Genomic DNA, 14,557 nt, shown 5'->3' with positions numbered 1-14,557 from the left:
GATGGTGGCTACGGGTGGATTTGAACCACCGACCCCAGCATTATGAGTGCTGTGCTCTAACCAACTGAGCTACGTAGCCTTTTCTGATATGCCTCACAGGGCGGGCCCTGTGAGGTCGCGCATTTTCCGGCAGTGGGGCGGGTCTGTCAACCGGCCAGCCGGGTAAATTCCTGTGCGTCAGACGTTAAAGCGGAAGTGCACCACGTCGCCGTCCTGAACCACGTATTCCTTGCCTTCCAGGCGCCACTTGCCAGCATCCTTGGCGCCGGCTTCGCCGTTGTAGGCGATAAAGTCGTCATAGGCGGTGACTTCGGCGCGGATAAAGCCTTTTTCGAAGTCAGTGTGGATTACGCCTGCGGCTTTCGGGGCGGTGGCGCCAATCGGCACGGTCCAGGCGCGTACTTCCTGCTTGCCGGCGGTGAAGTAGGTCTGCAGGCCCAGCAGGCGGTAGCCGGCGCGGATAACCCGGTTCAGGCCCGGCTCTTCCATGCCCATTTCAGCAAGGAAGTCTGCCTTCTCTTCATCGTCCAGTTCGGCGATTTCGGATTCGATCTTGGCGCAGATCGGCACCACCTGGCTGTTTTCGCTGGCGGCCAGATCTTCTACTGCTTTGAGCAGGGCATTGTTGTCGAAGCCATCCTCGGCCACGTTGGCGATATACATGGTCGGCTTCAGGGTTAGCAGGTTGTAGGAGCGCAGGCGCTTCAGTTCATCTTCGTCCAGAGCGACGCTGCGCGCCGGTTTGCCTTCGTTCAGTGCCGGCTGCAGTTTCTCCAGCAACTTGACCACGGCGGCGGCTTCCTTGTCCTGCCCCTTGGCGGCTTTCTGGGCGCGCAGCAGGGCTTTTTCTACGGCGTCCATGTCGGCCAGTGCCAGTTCGGTGTTGATGGTTTCAATGTCCGCTAGCGGAGCAACCTTGCCGGACACGTGAATGACGTTGTCGTCTTCGAAGCAGCGCACCACATGGGCGATGGCGTCAGTTTCCCGGATGTTGGCGAGGAACTTGTTGCCAAGGCCTTCGCCCTGAGAGGCACCTGCAACCAGGCCGGCGATGTCGACGAATTCCATGGTGGTGGGCAGGATGCGCTGGGGGTTGACGATGGCGGCCAGCTTTTCCAGGCGCGGGTCTGGCATGGGGACGACGCCGGTGTTCGGCTCAATGGTGCAGAACGGGAAGTTCTGGGCTTCGATGCCGGCTTTGGTGAGGGCATTGAACAGGGTGGATTTGCCAACGTTTGGCAGGCCGACGATACCGCATTTGAAGCCCATGATTCGCACCTCGAAAAAATGAGGCGCGATATTAGCAGAAACCCGGCAAATACGCCGCCTTCTGACCGCAATGACGATTGGCCGTGGCGCCCCTGCCTCTACGGGTTCTGCGGGGCTGGCTAGACTGCACGGGCCAAGGAGGAGCCCCATGAGTCAGACCCGTATCCTGTATCAGTTTCCGATCTCCCATTACTGCGAAAAAAGTCGCTGGCAGCTTGATCATAAGGGGCTGCCCTATGTGACTCGTAACCTGTTGCCCGGGCCCCACCGTGTGCGCACCAGGCTGATGGCGAATATCGACACCTTGCCGGTTCTGCGTGATGGCAAGCGCACCATCGGCGACTCCACCAAGATTGCCTACTATCTGGAAAAGTATTATCCCCATGATTCGCTGATCCCGGCTGCCGGTGATGATCGCCAGAAGGTGATTGAGCTGGAGCAGCAGTTTGATCGCTACGGCATTTATGTGCGCCGCTGGATGTATGGTTTGGTGCTCGGGCAGGCAGCGGTAATGGATGCCATGTTCGATCCGTTTCATTTGCCTAAATTCATCAAGAGCCTGTTGGTGCCGATCACCGAGCGAGGTATTGCCCAGCTATATGGCATTCGCCCGGATAAGGTCGCTGCGGCAGGGGAAAAAGTACTGGAAGGTCTGGCGTTGATTGAGCGCCATATCAAAGGCGATCCGGATCGTTATCTGGTGGGCGATAAATTGACGCTGGCGGATATTGCTGCGGCATCCCTGTATGCACCGTTACTGGCACCACCGGGTACGCCGTGGGACATGATGCCGTTCGAGCAGCAGCCAGAGTCAGTACAGCAAGCGTTGCAGCCAATTCGGGACAGTGCTGCAGGGCAGTGGGTGTTGCGTCGTTACCAGAAGGATCGCGTCAGGCTTTGAAGCCGTTCAGGTTATTCATTACCCGGCTGATGTCGCCGCGCAGAATGTCGGCGCTGTAGCTCACCGCTTCATCAACGGCCCGTTCGATTTTTTCCCGGTCTGCGGCGGATGGTTTGCCCAGCACGTGGGGTGTCACCAGTGCGGCATCTCCTGGATGGCCAATGCCTACTCGCAGGCGGATAAAATTATTCTGATTGCCGTGGCGGCTGACGATATCTCGCAGGCCATTGTGGCCGCCGTGACCGCCGCCGATTTTCAGGCGAATGGTGCCCGGTGCCAGATCGAGTTCATCATGGGCTACCAGCATTTGGCTGGTGGGAATCTTGAAAAAATTCGCCAGCGCTGATGTCGCCTGACCGCTGCGATTCATATAGGTGGTGGGAATCAGCAGGCGCACCTGATTGCCTTCGAAAGTGAAGGTGCCAGTGTGGCCGAAATATTTCTTGTCTTCAGAAAGCGAAACGCCCCGGCTGCGTGCCAGGGCGTTGACGAACCAGGCGCCGGCATTGTGACGGGTGTCTTCGTATTCGCGGCCGGGATTTGCCAGGCCAACAATAAGTAGAACAGGATCCGTCACAACACCAAGCCTTTATTGCTTTGAAGGGGCGATCAGGCCTCTTCGCCGCCTTCTGCAGTTTCCTCTTCATCGGCAGCAGCAGCGCCTTTCTTGGCGTGTACCGATACCACTGGCAGATCGTGTTCATGGGCCAGCTGCACCAGCTCAACGCCTTTCGGCAGCTTGATGTCAGACAGGTGAACGATCTGGTTGAGTGCCACGTCGGTCATGTCGACTTCGAGGAACTCTGGCAGGTTCTGCGGCAGACAGCTGACTTCTACTTCAGCCAGGTTGTGCTGGATTTCGCCACCGTCGTTCTTAACGCCGGTGCACTTCTCTTCGTTGAGGAAGTGAACTGGAACCATCATGGTGATCTTGTGGGTCTTGTCGACGCGCAGGAAGTCTGCGTGTAGCGGGAAGCCCTTGGAAGGGTGACGCTGCAGATCACGGATAACGGCTTGCTCTTTTTTGCCGCCAACATTGATGGTCAGAATGTGGCTGTAGAACGCTTCGTTCTCGAGGGCCTTAACCAGCTCACGGGTTTCGATGCTGATCATGGCTGGCTCTTTCTCGCCACCGTAGATGATGCCGGGAATACGTGCGGTGTGACGCAGGCGGCGGCTCGCACCTTTCCCTGCATCAGCACGTACTTCAGCATTCAGGGTAAATTCGTTGCTCATGGGACTCTCCAAAAGTGATGTTCCGCTGCAATCCGCGACCAGAACTGCATACGGCCCGCCAGCCGGAAGGGCTCGCGGGGGCGCGATTATCGTTCAAAGTGGTGGTGAAATCCACCGCTGTTAGAAATCTATGGCTCTTGGTTGGGGGGCAGTGACCTTCGTCGGTCTGGTAGTGAACATCCCGGCCCGAGAGACGGCAAGCTCCTCCCGGGACACGCCGTAAACCCATCCCTGGGGGCTTGAGTTCGGCATCCATGCCTCACACAGTCCCGGAAGGCCCTGATACGGGAGCAAACCGGGGGCGTTCACTACGATCCCACCTCAAGCACCACAAAAAAGGCCGCCATAAAGGCGGCCTCAATGACTGTCAGCAAGATCAGATCAACTCAAGTCGATCGAACATCGCTGACAGCGATTCTTCGTTGTTGATCCGGCGGATGGTCTCGGCCAGCATCGGCGCCAGTGACAGCACGCGGATACGACCGGTGGCCTTGGCCGCCTCGGACAGTGGCACCGTATCGGTAACCACCAGCTGATCCAGTGCTGATTTGCTCAGATTGTCGATCGCCGGGCCAGACAGGATCGGGTGAGTACAGTAGGCAATCACCTTCTTGGCGCCATGATCCTTCAGCGCCTGAGCGGCTTTGCACAGGGTGCCGGCGGTGTCGACCATGTCATCGACGATCACACAGCTGCGGCCCTCTACTTCACCAATGATGTGCATTACCTGGGATTCATTTGCCTTCGGACGGCGCTTGTCGATGATTGCCAGATCAGCATCATCCAGTTGCTTGGCCAGCGCGCGGGCACGAACCACACCGCCCACATCCGGCGAAACCACCATCAAGTCGTCGTAATTCTGTCGCTCGATATCGGCCACGATCAGCGGGGTGGCGTAGACGTTGTCCACCGGAATATCGAAGAAGCCCTGAATCTGATCCGCGTGCAGGTCAACGGTAACAACGCGATCCACGCCAACGCCGGTGATCATATCGGCAACAACCTTGGCGGTGATCGGCACCCGTGCCGAGCGCACGCGACGATCCTGACGGGAGTAGCCGAAATAGGGCACCACCGCAGTAATACGGCCAGCAGACGAGCGGCGCAGGGCATCGGCCATGACCACCAGCTCCATCAGATTGTTGCTGGTCGGCGCGCAGGTGGACTGGACGATGAATACGTCCTTGCCGCGCACGTTCTCATGAATTTCAACGGATACTTCGCCGTCACTGAAAGTGCCAACATCGGCGGCGCCGAGCGGGATGTTCAGGTGGCGCACCATGGCGCGGGCAAGATCGGGGGTAGCGTTACCGGTAAAGACCACGAGCTTGGACACAGGTGTCTCCTGGTTTCGTCAGTGTTGACGTCAGCGATGTGCAGAGTAAAAAAGGCGAGAAAAATAATGGCTGGGGTACCAGGACTCGAACCTGGGAATGACGGGATCAAAACCCGTTGCCTTACCAACTTGGCGATACCCCAACACTAACCTGCTGTGTCTCGCAGTTTCGCCAGCGCTACATGGGCGGGCGATTCATTAACACTGCGAGCCACGAAACCTTGCCATGGCGTTGGCAAATTATGAAGCAACGCTTCACCTTGTTGCCGGTTGGCGATCCGCGCAAAAACACATGCTCCGGTGCCAGTCAGTCGGGCGTTGCCCGTCTGATTTTCAAGCCACTCTATGGTAGCGCGAACCTCTGGAAAAAGCCGGGTCGCAACCGGTTCACAATCATTGCGGAAGAGTGTTTCCGCAGCCGGTCCAAGAAAGGCGGCTACTCTACTTTCGGGGGTACGCCTTGTCAATTGCGGATCGGCGAAAATTGCGGCAGTTGGAATGCTGATTCCCGGGTGCACCACAAGAAAAAATTGTTCAGTTAACTCAAGCGGCTGCAGTTGCTCGCCAATGCCGTCTGCCCAGGCGCTTTGCCCGCGCACAAATACTGGCACATCGGCTCCCAGTGACAGGCCAATTTGTGCCAGTTGGTCGATGGACAGGCCCAGCTGCCAGAGGTGATTAAGGCCAAGCAGGGTGCTGGCGGCATCACTTGAGCCGCCGCCCACGCCGCCGCCGGCAGGCAGTCTTTTGTCCAGACGGATGGCAGCGCCGAGTCCACAGCCGCTGCTTTGCTGCAGGGCGCGGGCCGCACGCAGGATCAGATTGTTCTCCCCGCCCAGCTCGGCAGGAGCATCCAGAGTGAGTTGCTCGGCGCTGGCAAAATGCAGGGTGTCGCCGTAGTCGAGCAGGGCAAAGACGGTCTGCAGGGTGTGATAGCCGTCTGCCCGTTGGCCGGTGATATGCAGAAACAGATTCAGTTTTGCCGGTGCCGGCAGGCTGAAGTTCACGGCAGCGGCTCCCAGCGACGGATCACCAGGGTAAAGCGCTGATCCTTATGGCTGGCGCGGATGCGCTGGGGCAGGACTAGCGCACCGGCACTGAGATAGTCGGAAAACTGCAGCTCCCAGCCAAGCTGGGTGAGCTGCTCCAGTTGGCCGTCCTGATTGCGCTGTTCCTGCCATTCGGCGTCAGGCCAGGGCAGTCCACGCACCCAGAACTGCAGTGCTTCGACTGGCAGCCATAGGCCGGTGAGGCGCCAGGCCAGTTCGGTGCTGCTGGCGGCGCGCAGTTGCTCCTTGCCGGTATCCAGCTCGGCGCCATCCGGGGACCAGAACAGCCGCGCACTGCCAATGCCTACCGGACCGGAAAAACGCAGCTCGCCATCAGGGTGTCGCTGCCGCCAGTCCACTGAGGCAGAGCCGCCGTCGTTGCCGGCCCGATAGCCTAGTCGGCCGGAAAGGTTCCAGCTCTGCATGGCTTCCACGGACTGCGGCAGGGGGGCGTCGGGTAAACGGCTTTGACAGGCGCTGAGCAGCAGCGCCAGAACAATAATGGCGCTGCGTATCATGGGGTGGGAGAGCCGGTCAGGCGTTCAACGGTGGGTGGCACCAGAGTGTTTTCCGGCTTCAGCTCCATGGCCTCGCGCCAGATGCGGCGTGCTTCATCCTGCTGGCCCAGCACCCACAGCACTTCGCCCAGGTGGCTGGCAACTTCCGGGTCGGGAAAGGCCTGCCATGCTTTCTGCAGCCAGGGCAGGGCTTCGTCCGGTTGGCCTAATCGGTAAAGCACCCAGCCCATACTGTCCATCACGGCGGGGTCGGTGGGACGCTGTTCGATGGCACGGCTTATATAGCCAAAGGCTTCCTGATGACGATCGGTGCGATCGGCAAGGGTGTAGCCAAGGGCGTTCAGGGCCACGGAGTCGTCTGGCTTGAGCTCCAGAATGCGCCGCAGGTCTGCCTCTAGCTGGCCCAGATTATCCAGTTTTTCCGCCACCATGGAGCGTGCATAAAGCAGATCGGTCTGATCCGGGAAGTCGTGCAGAGCCTCGTTCAGCAAGGCCATCGCCGGCAGGTAATCCTGACGTTGGGACAGCATGTCAGCCTCGGCGGCATAAAGTGCCGGAATCTGATCTGGTTGCTGATCGCGCAGCTGTGCCATCAGCTCTGCCGCCCGGGCATCCTGACGGGTTTCGTAAAGCAGTCGGGCCGCCTGAACCCGGGCGCGCAGTTGGGACTCGCCACTGCCCACCTGCATATAGTGTTCGATAGCCGCTTGCGGGTCCTCATCAAGCTCTGCTGCGCGGGCCAGATAAAGACGCATGTCGTCGGGCCTGAAGCCTTCGTCGAGCAGCTCTTTCAAGGTGCTGCTGGCCTGCTTGCGGGCGCCTTGTTCCATGCCGAACAGGGCCAGGGAGAAACGCAGTTCCTGATCTTCCGGATGGCGTTTGGTCAGCTCGGCAAGTTGCTCGCTGGCTTCGCGGCGCTGGCCGTCCTCCAGCAGCAGGCGTATATACAGCACCCGCACCCGCTTGGCGTCCGGGTAGCGGCGCAGCAGGCTGCTCAGGTGGCGCCAGGCCCGATCCTTGCGATCCATCTGGTAGAGCAGGCGGGCTTTCAGTAACAGTGCATCTTCGTGCTGTTTGTTCAGTGACAGGGCCTTGTCTGTGGAAGTCAGGGCGGCTTCCAGCTTCCCTTGCTGCTGCTGGTGCAGTGCCCGGGCATACCACAGGGGTGCCTGTTTCGGGTGTTCCTCGGTAAGGCTGGCAAGAGCGCTAAGCAGCGCTGTGCTGCCCTCGCTATCCAGTCCGCGGGACTGGCTGACCAGTCGCATCAGGGCCTGATCCGGGTCGGTCCTGAGAAGGAAATCAATGTGGCCGGCGGCGCCAGCTACATCGCCGGCGTGAATGCGGGCGATGGCAAGCAGCTCATGGGCTTCGATGTTATCCGGCTCACCGGCCAGCCAGATATCGCCCAGTTCGATCGCCAGCAGAGGATCATCCAGATAAGCGGCCAGCCGGGTGGCCTGTTCAGCGATCTTCGGGTCGCGGCTGACGATGGCTTCACGACTGTAATAGTTCAGGGTGACGCCCAGCACATTACGTTGCGCGGACACCTCTGCGACAAGCAGATCGGCAAAAGTCTGTGCGCTATAGCTGGGGGCGGCGGGCTCTGCTGGTGCGGCCGCGGCGGGCTCATCCACCGGCTCAGGGCGGCTGGCACAGCCGCTCAGCGTGATAAAGGTTGCAAACATACCGGCCAGTAAGGCGGCGCGACGCGGGAAAGGCAGCGCAAACATAGTATTGGTCATCGTCTCGACTTGCGGTTAGCAGGCACCAATCATGGCACAGGGGCGAAGTCCCTGACAGGGCTCTGCGACTTAGGTTCCATTGTTTAGCGGGGGCGATTGCCGCAAAATGCTGGCCCCAGCGACTGCGCCGATGAATACTCCTGCTATGGAACTACTGACAGCGGGTCTTAACCATACCACCGCCGATGTTGCGTTACGCGAGCGTGTCTCGCTGACCGGTGCGGCGCTGGATGCTGCCCTGCGCGAGCTGCGCGGCCAGCCGGGTGTGCGTGAAGTAGCCCTGCTATCGACCTGCAATCGTACGGAAATCTATTGTCTGGCGGAAAAAGACACGGTGGACCTGCCCGGTTGGCTGGCCCGTCACCAGCGTCTGTCAGACGGCGTTCTGCGCAAGGCCATGTATCAGTACCGCAATCAGGAAGCGCTGCGCCATATGATGCGGGTGGCCGGCGGTCTGGATTCTCTGGTGCTTGGCGAGCCGCAAATTCTTGGCCAGATGCGTGATGCCTATTCCTATGCCAACGACAGCGGGGTAATGGGCGGTAACCTGGCCAGGCACTTTCAGCAGGTGTTTGCCGTTGCCAAGCGTATCCGTACCGAAACCGGCATTGGCACTCACCCGGTGTCCGTGGCCTATGCGGCCGTGTCCTTCGCCCGACATATTTTTGCCGACCTGTCGAAGAGTCGTGCGCTGCTTATTGGTGCTGGTGAGATGATCACTTTGGTGGCGCGCCATCTTAAAGAGCAGCAGGTCGCCGATATTGCCATTGCCAATCGCACCCTGGCCCGCGGGCAGGTGTTGGCGGAGCAGGTAAATGGTCGGGCGATTACGCTGGAAGAGTTGCCCGGTGCCCTTGAGCATGCGGACATTGTTATCAGCTGCACTGCCAGTCCGGTGCCGGTGCTGGGCAAGGGTGTGGTGGAGCGTGCTATCAAGAAGCGCCGTCACAGTCCTATTTTTATGGTGGATATTGCCATTCCCCGGGATATCGAGCCGGAGGTGGGCAAGCTCAATGATGTCTACCTGTATACCGTTGATGATCTCCACGAGGCCATCGAAAGCAATGTGCGCCAGCGTCAGGAAGCGGCCCGCGAAGCGGATAAGCTGATCAACGAGTCGTTGCTCCGTTACGAACGTGAATCCCGTGAACTGGATGCTGTCGATACGGTGCGCGCCTACCGCGAAAAAATGCAGATGCAGGCCGGCGCCGAGTTGCAGCGTGCTTTGCGTCAGCTTGAATCCGGTCAGGATCCCACTGAGGTGCTGCAACGTTTCCAGCAAAGCCTGATCAATAAAATCCTCCATGCGCCAAGCGTTCAGTTGCGCCGGCTGGCAGCGGACCGGCGCGAAGATGCTTTGCGTGTGGCCCGGGAAATTCTGTTGGCTGATCCCGGTTCTGATTCATCTTCTGCGCCGCAGGACAATCCCGCCAGACAACCTGAAGAATAGTCATGACTCCCCGTCTAAAACAGAAACTCGACCGTCTGGTTGAGCGTCACGAAGAGCTGTCCGCGCTGCTATCCGATGCCTCGGTAATCAGTGATCAAACCCGCTTTCGTGATTACTCCCGTGAATACTCCGAGCTTGAGCCCGTGGTTGCCTGCCATCGCCACTGGCATCAGGCACAGCAGGATATTGAATCTGCCACCCTGATGAGCAGTGACAGTGATGCGGATATGCGTGCCATGGCGGAGGAAGAACTTGCCGACGCCAAAGTCCGCGCGGAGCAGTATGAGCAGGAATTGCAGCGTTTGATGCTGCCGAAAGATCCCCGCGATCAGGCTAATGTGTTCCTGGAAATTCGCGCCGGCACCGGCGGTGACGAAGCAGCGATTTTTGCCGGTGATCTGTTTCGTATGTATTCCCGTTATGCGGATCGCCAGGGCTGGCGCGTGGAAGTGATCAGTGCCAGTGACGGTGAGCATGGTGGTTATAAAGAAATCATCTCCCGCATTCATGGGCAGGGCGTTTATTCCAGGTTGAAATTTGAATCCGGTGCCCATCGGGTGCAGCGCGTTCCGGCAACTGAATCACAGGGACGTATTCATACTTCTGCGTGTACGGTTGCGGTGATGGCCGAGGCGGAAGATATGGGTGATATCGAGATTCGCAGTGAAGACCTGCGCATTGATACTTTTCGCTCCTCCGGGGCGGGTGGTCAGCACGTTAATACCACGGACTCTGCGGTGCGCATTACTCATATCCCCACAGGGGTGGTGGTGGAGTGTCAGGACGAGCGCAGTCAGCACAAGAACAAGGCCAAGGCCATGTCCTGGCTGGCGGCGCGGCTTTATGACGAGCGTGAGCGCAAGCGTCATCAGGAGCAGGCCGCAGCACGTAAATCACTGGTTGGATCCGGTGATCGTTCTGAACGTATTCGTACCTATAACTTCCCCCAGGGGCGGCTGACGGATCATCGCATTAACCTGACGCTGTATCGCCTCGATGAAATCGTTCAGGGTGATCTGGATGAGGTGTTTGATGCTTTACAGAACGAGCATCAGGCAGAGCAGTTGGCCATGCTTGCCGAGAGCGCAGTTTGATAACCATCGCGGCTGTGCTTAAGGGTGCTCGTCAGCGTCTTGCGGACAGCGATACCGCTGCGCTGGATGCGGAGTTATTGCTATGCCATGTACTGGGCAAGTCGCGTAGTTATCTTTTTTCCTGGCCGGAGCAGGAAATCGACGAGCTGGTTGAGGCGCAATTTGAGCACTTGCTGGCGCGTCGTGTGGGCGGCGAGCCGGTGGCTTATCTGCTCGGCCGGCGCGAGTTTTATGGTCATGAATTTCTGGTTTCCAGGGACACCCTGATCCCGCGCCCGGATACCGAGTTGCTGGTGGATGTTGTGCTGGAGAAACTGCCGGCAGAACAACCTCTGCGCATCGCTGACCTCGGCACCGGCAGCGGCGCTATTGCCATTAGTCTGGGATTGGCAAGGCCGGCGTGGCAGTTGCTGGCGGTGGACTATATTGTCGCTGTGCTGGATCTGGTTGAGCGTAATGTGGGCCGTTTGCATGTCGGCAATGTCAGGCCGCTACAGTCGAGCTGGTATTCACGACTTGATGGTGTCTTTGATGCCATTGTCAGCAACCCGCCATATATTCGTGCCGATGATGTGCATCTGAAACGTGGTGACGTTCGTTTCGAGCCGCGTTCGGCACTGGTCAGCGGCGCCGATGGCCTTGATGATATCCGTCTGATTATTCATGGTGCGCCGGCAAGGCTGCGTGCGGGCGGATTGCTGGCGCTGGAACATGGCTATGATCAGGGGGCCGCAGTGCGCGAACTTTTGCAGGGCGCCGGGTTCCAGTCTGTCCAGACCCGTCATGATTACGGCGGTAACGAAAGAGTGACCTTCGGTTTTTATGGAGCCAGTGATGCTCAGCGATGACGAACTGCTGCGGTACAGTCGCCAGATTCTGTTGCCGGAAATCGACTTGGCCGGGCAGGAAAAATTGCGTGCGGCATCGGTGCTGATTGTTGGTGCTGGTGGGCTGGGCACGCCAGCGTCCCTTTATCTGGCTGGCGCGGGTGTTGGCAAGTTGCTGTTGGTTGATGATGATCGTGTTGAGCAGAGCAATCTGCACCGACAGATCGCGTTTCGCCAGAACGACGTTGGCAATGGCAAGGCGGTGGCGTTAGCGGCGCAATTGCTGGCTCTGAATCCCGGCGTGGATGTTGTTCCGCTCGGGCAGCGTGCTGACGCGGCACTGCTCGCGGACTACCTGCCAGAAGTGGATGTGGTGCTGGACTGCTCGGACAACTTTGCCACCCGCAGCATGATCAATCGTGCTTGTGTCGAGTCGCGCAAGCCGCTGGTGTCCGGTGCGGCCATTCAGTTAGCAGGTCAGCTGGTGGTGTTTGACCTGCGTGACCACGGCAGCCCCTGCTACCACTGTGTCTACGGTGACGGTGTTGAGCGCAATACCCTGTGCAGTGAGAGCGGTATTCTTGGCCCGGTGGTTGGTATCGTCGGTGCCGCCCAGGCATTGGAGACGATCAAGCTGATCTGCGGTCTGCCGCTGTCCGGGCGATTACACCTTTTCGATGGCGCTTGCTTTGAATGGCGATCGCTGGGCATCAAGCAGGACCGCAACTGTAGCGTTTGCTCGCTCAGGGGGCGCTAATCAGGAACGAGTCGTGCGGCACGCTGCGCAGGCAGTTCATCAGGTAGGGAAACTCCGGCGTCATAAAATAGGTATAGATGCCGTTCACCACCATGGCATTGCATTGGTCCAGATCACCGCTGCCGGGCACGTATTCGTAGTCCTCCACATATTCGCCGTTGTAGGGGCCGCTCGGTTCGGAAAAGCCAGCGCCCGGTTCTCTGTTGCCGGTTTTCAACTTATAGCTGGAGGTGGCGCGGCGCATCTTCGGCCGGTACCGGATCGATCACGTGGAAGGTAAAGCTGTGCTCGCCGCTGGACAGCGTCAGGTCACCGTATTGCCAGGAAAACATACCGGGCTCGAAGTGCTGGGGTGCTGGCTGCGGCTCCGGGTCAGGTTCCGGGTCCGTCACCGAGTTACCTCCACACAGCATGCCGGGCCCCGGTATCGTCACCGGGTCTGTTTCACCACTGTCTTCTTATACCCAGGTTGATTCCGTCTCGTCGTGCCCGGACAACTTCGTTGTAGATGTTGATGGTAGAGTCGCCGCTGACGAGGATGTCAGGCGGCAATGAGGTCATCGTGATGCTGACGCTTGATCCGGACAGGGATGTATCGGGTTGCAGTAAATGGCTGTCAAAACACGGATAGGGCAAAAGGCCATAGGTTATCTCGGGGCTGGCATTATTATTGCCACCACCACAGGCGCTGGTCAGCGCAAGCGCGAGCGGTATCGAAAGTCGTATCAGGCGGGGCATTTCCATCATGGCGTTTGTTCCCGGCATCCGAGCCGTTGTCATGGATTTCAGGCTAGCGAGCTTTTGGCACCACCACAGTTTCGGTGGAAGATAGCGAGTCATGCAAGGTCTGTTTAGCCGGCAGCAGGGCGATTAACCAGCCGATGCCAAGTAATCCGGTAGAAATGAGGCCACTGAGAAAGCGGCTGACGGTTTGCAGTAGGGTCATCGGCCGGCGGTGAATGTCGCGGCTGAGTAGTTTCCAGGCACGCATGCCCAGAGTCTGGCCGCCGTGCGTCCAAAACCATGCATAAAAGCCCCAGGTTACCAGCAGTAGCAAGGGAAACAGCAGCCAATGCAATGCCGCCTCGGAGGGCACCATCACGCCGCTGACATCATCCATGGGGAGGCCGGTTTTCGGGTAGATCGACACCAGAATGCCGGCGACGATAAACCACACGGCAATCAGTAGTAGCCCGTCATAGATCATTGCCACCAGTCGCCGCCATAGCGGTGCCGGCGGCAGGTCATCGCGGAAAAGATCTTGTTGGCGGTCTGCGGAAGGGTCGCTCATGTTGGCCTCTTCAAGGGGGTGACCAGCTGTTAGAAACTCGCGAGGGGGTGAATTAAACCCTCAAAAGCCCCGAAAAGCGAGTTTAGGCGGACGGTTTGGCGGACCGTGCCATCCGGCAAGGCGGGCCATAATCGCGCAAGTACACATCTTGTTTTGGTCCGTTCACTGCCATGGAGCGTGCGGGCTGCTATAACGTCATCCTCGTCAATAACGCTACAACCTTTGGTGATGCCAAAGTCAGGAGAAAGCAGATGGATAAGGCCATGCCCGCGATTCGCCCGGAAGCCCTGCCGGAGATTGATGCGCGCGAATTTATCAAGGTGGTGCAGTCGCGCCGCTCGGTGCGACGCTTTACCGATGAGCCGGTACCGGACGAGATCGTCGATCAGTGTCTGGATCTGGCCATGCTTGCACCGAACTCCTGCAACCTGCAGCCGTGGGAGTTTTACTGGATCAAAACCGACTCGGTGAAGGAAAAAATTGTCGAGGCCTGTCTCGGTCAGAACGCAGCACGTACGTCGCAGCAGTTGATTGCGGTGGTGGCGCGCACTGGCACCTGGCGTAAACACTGCGAGCAGCAGCTAACTGAATGGCCGGATGAAAAAATCCCGAAGATCATCGACACCTTTTACAAGCGTGTGGCGCCGTTTCAATATGCCCTTGGTCCGTTTGGTGTGCTTGGCTATGCCAAGAAGGCGTTCTACGGCGTCATTGGTTTGACGCGCCCGGTGCCGCGTGGTCCTTACTCAGCTGCTGAGATGCGCGAATGGGCAGTAAAAAGTACGGCACTGGCGTCAGAAAACCTGATGTTGGCATTTCGTGCCTTTGGTTATGACTCTTGCCCCATGGAAGGCTTCGATGCGGTGCGCGCTCGCAAGATCCTTAAATTGCCGAAGGATGCGGAGATCGTCATGTTCGTTGGAGTGGGGAAACGTGCGGAAAACGGTATTTATAATTCGCGGCTGCGGTTCTCTCGTGAACAGTTTATCAAGCATGTGTGAGTTTGCGGTGTGTCATGTAGTAGTTAGTGGTCGGTTGTGGGCGTCGGCCAGCTTGAGGTATCACTGGAAGAGCTAGTTGATGATGT

General features: G+C 58.6%; 17 protein-coding genes and 2 tRNA genes. 6 read left to right on the top strand and 13 right to left on the bottom strand.

Annotated features, from left to right (window positions below):
- Positions 1 to 2 precede the first annotated feature (2 nt).
- Both J1C54_RS11025 and ychF read right to left on the bottom strand, forming a co-directional pair.
- Positions 3 to 79: transfer RNA gene (locus J1C54_RS11025), tRNA-Met, on the bottom strand.
- 98 nt (positions 80 to 177) lie between these two features.
- A complete protein-coding gene (gene ychF / locus J1C54_RS11020; protein ID WP_229147530.1) occupies positions 178 to 1,269 on the bottom strand; it encodes a redox-regulated ATPase YchF in 1,092 nt (363 codons plus the stop codon).
- 148 nt (positions 1,270 to 1,417) lie between these two features.
- On the opposite strand from ychF, the gene J1C54_RS11015 reads away from it, so the two are divergent.
- The gene (locus J1C54_RS11015) at positions 1,418 to 2,170 is read left to right on the top strand and encodes a glutathione S-transferase family protein (RefSeq protein WP_229147528.1); all 753 of its coding nucleotides are present in this window, start codon (positions 1,418 to 1,420) and stop codon (positions 2,168 to 2,170) included.
- Here J1C54_RS11015 and pth read toward each other — a convergent pair.
- The 7 genes from pth to J1C54_RS10980 form a co-directional block, all read right to left on the bottom strand.
- Positions 2,160 to 2,747 (bottom strand): aminoacyl-tRNA hydrolase, encoded by a 588-nt coding sequence (gene pth / locus J1C54_RS11010; protein WP_229147526.1) that lies wholly within the window; start codon positions 2,745 to 2,747, stop codon positions 2,160 to 2,162. The genes J1C54_RS11015 and pth overlap by 11 nt on opposite strands.
- A gap of 32 nt (positions 2,748 to 2,779) precedes the next feature.
- Entirely contained in the window at positions 2,780 to 3,406 is a 627-nt protein-coding gene (locus tag J1C54_RS11005) for a 50S ribosomal protein L25/general stress protein Ctc (RefSeq protein ID WP_229147525.1), read from the bottom strand.
- 376 nt (positions 3,407 to 3,782) lie between these two features.
- On the bottom strand, positions 3,783 to 4,742 hold the full coding sequence (locus tag J1C54_RS11000; RefSeq protein WP_229147524.1) for a ribose-phosphate pyrophosphokinase: 960 nt from the start codon (positions 4,740 to 4,742) through the stop codon (positions 3,783 to 3,785).
- Positions 4,743 to 4,809: 67 nt separating this feature from the next.
- Positions 4,810 to 4,885 (bottom strand) — tRNA-Gln (locus J1C54_RS10995).
- A gap of 3 nt (positions 4,886 to 4,888) precedes the next feature.
- Positions 4,889 to 5,749: a 4-(cytidine 5'-diphospho)-2-C-methyl-D-erythritol kinase gene (gene ispE / locus J1C54_RS10990; RefSeq protein WP_229147522.1), complete on the bottom strand. Its 861-nt coding sequence runs from the start codon at positions 5,747 to 5,749 to the stop codon at positions 4,889 to 4,891.
- A complete protein-coding gene (lolB, locus tag J1C54_RS10985) occupies positions 5,746 to 6,309 on the bottom strand; it encodes a lipoprotein insertase outer membrane protein LolB (RefSeq protein ID WP_229147518.1) in 564 nt (187 codons plus the stop codon). Before lolB ends, ispE begins: the two co-directional genes overlap by 4 nt.
- Positions 6,306 to 8,051, bottom strand: a complete 1,746-nt coding sequence (locus J1C54_RS10980) for a tetratricopeptide repeat protein (protein WP_229147511.1) — start codon at positions 8,049 to 8,051, stop codon at positions 6,306 to 6,308. The genes lolB and J1C54_RS10980 overlap by 4 nt, the downstream gene beginning before the upstream one ends.
- Before the next feature lie 145 nt (positions 8,052 to 8,196).
- Between J1C54_RS10980 and hemA the strand changes: the two genes are divergently transcribed.
- The 4 genes from hemA to J1C54_RS10960 are packed head-to-tail and all read left to right on the top strand — an operon-like array spanning position 8,197 to position 12,179.
- On the top strand, positions 8,197 to 9,501 hold the full coding sequence (gene hemA, locus J1C54_RS10975; RefSeq protein WP_229147558.1) for a glutamyl-tRNA reductase: 1,305 nt from the start codon (positions 8,197 to 8,199) through the stop codon (positions 9,499 to 9,501).
- 2 nt (positions 9,502 to 9,503) lie between these two features.
- Positions 9,504 to 10,595, top strand: a complete 1,092-nt coding sequence (gene prfA, locus J1C54_RS10970; RefSeq protein WP_229147508.1) for a peptide chain release factor 1 — start codon at positions 9,504 to 9,506, stop codon at positions 10,593 to 10,595.
- On the top strand, positions 10,592 to 11,443 hold the full coding sequence (gene prmC, locus J1C54_RS10965; protein ID WP_255612614.1) for a peptide chain release factor N(5)-glutamine methyltransferase: 852 nt from the start codon (positions 10,592 to 10,594) through the stop codon (positions 11,441 to 11,443). The genes prfA and prmC overlap by 4 nt, the downstream gene beginning before the upstream one ends.
- On the top strand, positions 11,430 to 12,179 hold the full coding sequence (locus tag J1C54_RS10960; protein ID WP_229147505.1) for a molybdopterin-synthase adenylyltransferase MoeB: 750 nt from the start codon (positions 11,430 to 11,432) through the stop codon (positions 12,177 to 12,179). The genes prmC and J1C54_RS10960 overlap by 14 nt, the downstream gene beginning before the upstream one ends.
- Here the strand turns inward: J1C54_RS10960 and J1C54_RS10955 are convergent.
- The 4 genes from J1C54_RS10955 to J1C54_RS10940 are packed head-to-tail and all read right to left on the bottom strand — an operon-like array spanning position 12,166 to position 13,470.
- On the bottom strand, positions 12,166 to 12,423 hold the full coding sequence (locus J1C54_RS10955) for a YHYH protein (RefSeq protein WP_229147502.1): 258 nt from the start codon (positions 12,421 to 12,423) through the stop codon (positions 12,166 to 12,168). The genes J1C54_RS10960 and J1C54_RS10955 overlap by 14 nt on opposite strands.
- Positions 12,398 to 12,592, bottom strand: coding sequence for a hypothetical protein (locus tag J1C54_RS10950; RefSeq protein WP_229147500.1), 195 nt, complete (start codon positions 12,590 to 12,592; stop codon positions 12,398 to 12,400). The genes J1C54_RS10955 and J1C54_RS10950 overlap by 26 nt, the downstream gene beginning before the upstream one ends.
- 31 nt (positions 12,593 to 12,623) lie before the next feature.
- Entirely contained in the window at positions 12,624 to 12,926 is a 303-nt protein-coding gene (locus tag J1C54_RS10945; RefSeq protein WP_229147497.1) for a hypothetical protein, read from the bottom strand.
- A gap of 43 nt (positions 12,927 to 12,969) precedes the next feature.
- On the bottom strand, positions 12,970 to 13,470 hold the full coding sequence (locus tag J1C54_RS10940; RefSeq protein ID WP_229147492.1) for an RDD family protein: 501 nt from the start codon (positions 13,468 to 13,470) through the stop codon (positions 12,970 to 12,972).
- Positions 13,471 to 13,721: 251 nt separating this feature from the next.
- On the opposite strand from J1C54_RS10940, the gene J1C54_RS10935 reads away from it, so the two are divergent.
- Positions 13,722 to 14,471, top strand: a complete 750-nt coding sequence (locus J1C54_RS10935; protein WP_229147488.1) for a nitroreductase family protein — start codon at positions 13,722 to 13,724, stop codon at positions 14,469 to 14,471.
- Positions 14,472 to 14,557: the final 86 nt, after the last annotated feature.

Origin of the sequence: Alcanivorax sp. 1008 (genome assembly GCF_020667895.1) — a bacterium.
Taxonomy (GTDB): Bacteria; Pseudomonadota; Gammaproteobacteria; order Pseudomonadales; family Alcanivoracaceae; genus PGZG01.
This window is presented reverse-complemented; position numbering and strand designations above follow the sequence as displayed.

Bases quoted from the DNA above. Each gene is read 5' to 3' on its own strand.
- ychF (WP_229147530.1), bottom strand. From the start codon at position 1,269: ATGGGCTTCAAATGCGGTATCGTCGGCCTGCCAAACGTTGGCAAATCC.
- J1C54_RS11015 (WP_229147528.1), top strand. From the start codon at position 1,418: ATGAGTCAGACCCGTATCCTGTATCAGTTTCCGATCTCCCATTACTGC.
- J1C54_RS11005 (WP_229147525.1), bottom strand. From the start codon at position 3,406: ATGAGCAACGAATTTACCCTGAATGCTGAAGTACGTGCTGATGCAGGG.
- lolB (WP_229147518.1), bottom strand. From the start codon at position 6,309: ATGATACGCAGCGCCATTATTGTTCTGGCGCTGCTGCTCAGCGCCTGT.
- J1C54_RS10980 (WP_229147511.1), bottom strand. From the start codon at position 8,051: ATGACCAATACTATGTTTGCGCTGCCTTTCCCGCGTCGCGCCGCCTTA.
- hemA (WP_229147558.1), top strand. From the start codon at position 8,197: ATGGAACTACTGACAGCGGGTCTTAACCATACCACCGCCGATGTTGCG.
- prfA (WP_229147508.1), top strand. From the start codon at position 9,504: ATGACTCCCCGTCTAAAACAGAAACTCGACCGTCTGGTTGAGCGTCAC.
- J1C54_RS10960 (WP_229147505.1), top strand. From the start codon at position 11,430: ATGCTCAGCGATGACGAACTGCTGCGGTACAGTCGCCAGATTCTGTTG.
- J1C54_RS10955 (WP_229147502.1), bottom strand. From the start codon at position 12,423: ATGCGCCGCGCCACCTCCAGCTATAAGTTGAAAACCGGCAACAGAGAA.
- J1C54_RS10950 (WP_229147500.1), bottom strand. From the start codon at position 12,592: ATGCTGTGTGGAGGTAACTCGGTGACGGACCCGGAACCTGACCCGGAG.
- J1C54_RS10945 (WP_229147497.1), bottom strand. From the start codon at position 12,926: ATGATGGAAATGCCCCGCCTGATACGACTTTCGATACCGCTCGCGCTT.
- J1C54_RS10940 (WP_229147492.1), bottom strand. From the start codon at position 13,470: ATGAGCGACCCTTCCGCAGACCGCCAACAAGATCTTTTCCGCGATGAC.
- J1C54_RS10935 (WP_229147488.1), top strand. From the start codon at position 13,722: ATGGATAAGGCCATGCCCGCGATTCGCCCGGAAGCCCTGCCGGAGATT.